4 protein-coding genes are annotated in these 5,036 nt (G+C 67.7%); all 4 read left to right on the forward strand.

Going from position 1 to position 5,036, the window contains the following annotated elements; all coding sequences use genetic code 11:
* The first annotated feature begins 166 nt into the window (after positions 1-166).
* Positions 167-376: a hypothetical protein gene (locus Mlute_RS14020; protein WP_119361193.1), complete on the forward strand. Its 210-nt coding sequence runs from the start codon at positions 167-169 to the stop codon at positions 374-376.
* Positions 377-525: 149 nt separating this feature from the next.
* Entirely contained in the window at positions 526-1,953 is a 1,428-nt protein-coding gene (locus tag Mlute_RS14025) for a two-component regulator propeller domain-containing protein (RefSeq protein WP_119361194.1), read from the forward strand.
* A 203-nt stretch (positions 1,954-2,156) separates the two neighbouring features.
* Positions 2,157-4,643, forward strand: a complete 2,487-nt coding sequence (locus Mlute_RS14030) for a hypothetical protein (RefSeq protein WP_119361195.1) — start codon at positions 2,157-2,159, stop codon at positions 4,641-4,643.
* A 180-nt stretch (positions 4,644-4,823) separates the two neighbouring features.
* Positions 4,824-5,036: hypothetical protein (locus Mlute_RS14035; RefSeq protein ID WP_147371110.1), on the forward strand; the 213-nt coding region annotated here is incomplete at its 3' end.

The following is a 5,036-nucleotide window of genomic DNA, read 5'->3' on the forward strand; positions in this document are numbered from 1 at the left end:
CCCCTACGGAGGGCCCCTCCAGGAGGGGCCCTCCGTAGGGGGGCTGGGCTGGGCCCGGGGGGTACCCACCTTCGGCCTGGGTCTGGTAGGCTTAGGGGAGAGTCTAGAGGCCCTGCTGGAAGCCTGGCGCCTGCGCTGACCGGCAGGGGGTATAGGAGGTAGAAGCGTGCTTTTTGCCATCATCTTCACGGTCCTTTCGGTGGCCATCACCTGGCTTTTGTACCTGGCCTTGCGCCCCCGCACCCTGGAGGTGGAGAGCGAGACCGCTGACCTGCGCTACATCGCCATGGCCCTGGTGCTCATCGTCCTGACCGCAGCGGCGGTGGCCTCCATGCTCATCCTGGGCAAGCTGGGCCAAGTAACGCTGAGTTTCTAAGCTCCCCTAGCTTCTGGCTGGGTCTCCTCCCCTTCGCGTAAACCCAGCCTGCCAGGCGAAACCCAGCCTTTACCCTAGGCTGTAACGCCTAGATTTGCTTTTTCCTGTCTAAAATAGCCCTAGCCTGGTCAAGACCCAAGAGGAAACCTATGGAAAAGCTGCGCTGGACACTCCTTCTGCTTCTGCTGGGGCTCCTCCTCACCGCCTGTCCGAGCGCGCGCACCCAGGCCCAGGGGCAGCTTCAGGTGATCATCACCGGACTTCCCTCGGGGGTGGAGGCGGACGTGCGGGTAGAGGGCCCTGGTGGCTACAGCCGCCGTCTTTCCCAGAGCACCAACCCTCCCCTGAGCCTGAGCCCTGGCGATTACACTGTTTCTGCCGAGGACGTTCCTGGGGCCGGGAAGACCTACACCCCCACCCTGCAGCCAGGGGGCGGCAAGACGGCCACGGTGAGCGTCCCAGTCAACGGAACCGCCCAGATCCAGGTGGTCTACGCCGAGGCCTCCTCCCCGCCCCCCTCCGCCCAGGTAAACCCCGAGAAGACCTTTAGCCTTCCCCTGGGGGTGGGGGGGCTGGCCTTCCTGAGCAGCCCTGGGGACGGCCGGGGCCGCCTCTACGGTACCGGCCGGGCCCAAAACCCTACGGATCCCAGCGCTCGATTCTACCTGACCCCTACCGACCTGGCGGGCCCTGGCGGTTCGGTGCCTCAGGGCCAGCGCGCCGATGAGGACGGCCTCTACAACCTGGCCTTTGACGAGCAGGGCAACCTCTACGAGATGAAGCGAGGCCCGGTACCCCCCGACTACGCCCCGGATTACGTCCGCCGCTACGGCCGCTCCACCGCGGTGGGGAACGCCTATAGCCCCGTTGCCCTGGTCATCCCCAATGCGGCGTTTAGCTTTGGCCAGGTACAGGACTACAACCTCTACCGCCCCGCCGACCTGGCCCTAGACGACCAGGGCAACCTCTGGGTGCTGGACCCCGAGAGCCGGGCCCGCTCCAACGCCGACGGCATCCCCAGCACCCCGGGACGGCTGGTCTGCTACGCCAGGATCGACCAGGAGGCGGCCATGCCCACCCCTGGGAACCTGACCACCCCGGGCCGGGTCTACTACGGGGACGCGGTGGAAGGGGCCCGGGCCCTGGCCTTTGATGCCCAGGGCAACCTCTGGCTGGCCGGGGGCCAAGGGGCCTCGGCCCGGCTGGTGCGGATTGAGGCAAGTGCCCTAAGCTGCCCCAGCCCCAATCCCAACACCGGCAACCCCAACAACGCTGAACTGAGCCTGGGGGCCCAGGGGGTAAGCCAGCTCACCGGCTCCCCCTTGGTCCATCCGGTGGACCTGGCGGTCCACGGGGACCACCTCTATGTGGCCCAGTCCGATGGGGCTGGCCTCAACAACCTCCTCCGCATCCCCACCAGCGCCACCAGCCTGGGGGGCCTTAGCCCCACCTCCATCGCCGGCCTGGAGGGTCAGATCACCAGCCTGGCCGTGGACGCCGAGGGTAGGGTCTGGGTAGGCACCGCCGGGGCCCCCGACCCCAGCCCAGGCCGCATCTACCGGGTGCAGCTCCCCTAAAGCGCAAGGCTCTGCCCCTCCCCCGGCCAGCGGGGGAGGTTTTTTTGGCTCGTTACCGGGGGCGTTATTGAAAAGTGGCCTTGCTGCTCAGGACAGCAAAGCGGGTTATGCAGAGCTGAGAAAGCCCGCTGTTGCGGCTTTTTTGCCTATAACGTTGCGATTACGCCCCAGCCCCTACCCTCGGAACAGGAGGTGAAAACCGAATGAAAAAATCCAGCTTTTGGCTTCTCCTGGTTTCGCTGCTGGCCTTGGTGCTGGCAGCCTGTGGTCCCCAAGGGCCGCAGAAGGGCAACCTGCGGATAACGGTGAACGCACCCCAGGGGGTAACCCCCGAGGTGCAGGTTACCGGCCCTGGGAGCTACAGCCGGTCCATCACCACCACCGGCGAGACCAACCTGACCAACCTGGACCCCGGCAACTACACCATCACCCCCCTCCGCAAGAAAGTGAACGGCTACGGCTACGAGGGCAACGGGGCCACCGTGCCGGTGCAGGCCGGGGCCACCGCCAACCACACCGTGAACTACCAGGTCGTGACCGGGAAGATTGAGGTGACCATCGCCGGGCTGCCCAGCGGGCTACAGGCCGAGATTTACATCAAGAAGCCGGACGGCTCCAACCTGGCGGGCCCCCTCAACGGGAACACCACGATTGAGGATGTAGCCCCCGGTAACTACACCGTGGTGGCCCCGGACCGCACCCAAAACGGCTCCACCTATGCCACCGCAGCGAACAACGCCACGCTGACCGTCGCCGCAGGGCAGCCGGCTACGCTCAACGCCACCTACACGCTCAACCCCGGGACGGCCACCATCACCGTGGGTGGTCTGGACGCCAGCTTGCCCAACCCGGTGCAGGTGACCCTTTTGGGTGGTCCCAGCAGCCCGGTGAGCCAGAGCTTCACGGGCAACGGTCCCCTGACCTTCAACAACCTGGCCCCCGGGACCTACACCATCCAGGCCTCGCCCATCACCAACAACGGGCCTCAGGACTACGCCTACACCCTCTCCACGACCAGCCTTACCATCACCTCGAGCGCTTCCGTTAGCGCCACCCTCACCTACGCCAAGCCCACCCTGAGCGTGAGCCTGGCGGGGCTGCCCTCTTCCGGCACCGTCTCCACCCTCACCGTGGTGGCCCAGGCCGGCAGCGGGAGCGCCAGCCAGACCCTGAGCAACCAGTCCCTGCCCTTCACAGGCCCCGTGAACCTGACCCTGCCCCGGCTGGCCAACTACACGGTGACGGCCCACGGGGCCAGCAGCGGCCAGCCCGTGCAGGTGGAGGGCCAGGTGGTGAACAGCTACTGGGAGAGCGATAGCCCGACGGCCAGCGTGAGCAACGCAAGCCCGAGTGCCACCGTGACGCTCAACTTCTCCGACTTCGGCCAGACCGGGCGGGCCTTCGTGGTGGGCAACGGGGCCTTCACATCCGACGCCGATGCCGGCTACACCCTCACCGACGCGGACCTGGTGGCGGCCAGCCCCACCCTGGCGGCCTTTACCGGGTCGGGCCAGGCCAGCGCGCCGGGGCTCTTCAAGGCCAAGTTTGACGCCCAGGGGAACCTCTACCTGATGTACCAGTCCAGCGGTTCTTTGCCCAATAGCCGCATCGTGCGCATCAGCCGGGCCAACCTGAAGGCGGGCAACTGGAGCGAGGGCGCCCCGGGCAACCTGGTCATCCAATCCTCGGCCCTGGGCAATGACCCGGAGCCCGCGGACATGGCCTTTGACGCGCAGGGCAACCTCTGGGTGGCGAACGACTTTGAAAGCCGGCTGGTCTGCATCTCCGCGGCGGACCTGGCCGGTTCGGGGCCCATCACCACCCCCAGCGCGGTCTACACCTCCAACGTGTTGGTGCGCCCGCAGCAGAACAACTATACCCTCACCAGCAACATCCACGCCATCGCCTTTGACGGGGCGGGCAACCTGTGGTTCACCGCGGGGGACTACCGGGCGGATGTGGTGAGTGGGAGCGCCATCACCTACGGCCGCCGGGCGGTGCTGGCCCGCATTGAGGCCTCGGCGCTGAGCTGCGCGGGGGGCACCCACACCGCGCCTGCAAACCTGGATGGGACCGCGATCCCGGTGCGGCTGGACATCAGCAACGCGGTGCGTTACTACGACAACGGGGGCACGCCCGTGCTCGTGCCCGCGGCCGGTGGCGCCCGCGGCATCCTGAAGCCGGTGGCCCTAGTCTACGACGCCGCCAACAACGCCCTGTGGGTGGGCGACTACGGCGGGGGGAACGGCCAGACCGGCTCCGCCTTCCGCGATGCCGACGCCGACCAGGAGACCCTGATCCGGGTGCCCCTGAACTCCGCCAACACCACCCCGGTCACGGCCCAGCCGGCGCCGGACCTCTACAACCTGCGCCCGGCCCAGATTGACCACCGCATCAGCATCGGGTACACGGAGCCTCCCGGCCCGAACAGCACCGGGCTGCAGCAGGTCTTCGGCCTGGCCTTTGACAAGACCGGGGCGCTGTGGATCGTGGCCAACAACAACGTGCTCCTCACCGCAACCGACACCAACCCCGGCCCCAGCGACCGCAGAGGGAAGCTCTACCGGGTGCAGATACCCTCGCGTGATCCCGGCCTGGTTCAGTGGGCGGTCCAGAACGTGACCCCAACCCAGACCATCAGCGCCCCTCAAAACGGCATCGGCTTCTCGGGCCTGGCCTTCAACCGCTAGGGCCGGCCCGGCCCAGCCCCCCGCCCCGGCGGGGGGTTTTCGTTATTCCCCTGCGTTACGGGGGCCGGGGGAGGCCCGAAGGAGGGGCGGGGTCCGGTTATGTCCGGGCCGCGTGGGCCTTGGGGAAGGCGCGGGGGGTCTTAACGCAAGGGTTACAGGGGCTTCCATAGACTCCTAGGCGTGCCTCGAGCCTCTCTTTTCGCCTTGCTCTGCGTGTTGGTGGCGTCCTGCGCGGCCCCGCCCGGCCGGGGGGTCCTGGAGCTGGAGGTGGTGGCCCCCCAAGGGGTGCGGCCCCGGGTGGTGGTGCGGGGGCCAGAGTTTGAACGGTGGGTGGAGACGGGCGGGCCGGTGCGCCTTTCCGACCTGGCCCCAGGGACCTACAGCGTGGAGGCG

The sequence above is a fragment of the Meiothermus luteus genome, from assembly GCF_003574085.1.
GTDB lineage: Bacteria > Deinococcota > Deinococci > Deinococcales > Thermaceae > Meiothermus > Meiothermus luteus.

Coding starts and splice junctions, on each gene's coding strand:
- Mlute_RS14030 (WP_119361195.1), top strand. CDS start 2,157: ATGAAAAAATCCAGCTTTTGGCTTCTCCTGGTTTCGCTGCTGGCCTTG.
- Mlute_RS14025 (WP_119361194.1), top strand. CDS start 526: ATGGAAAAGCTGCGCTGGACACTCCTTCTGCTTCTGCTGGGGCTCCTC.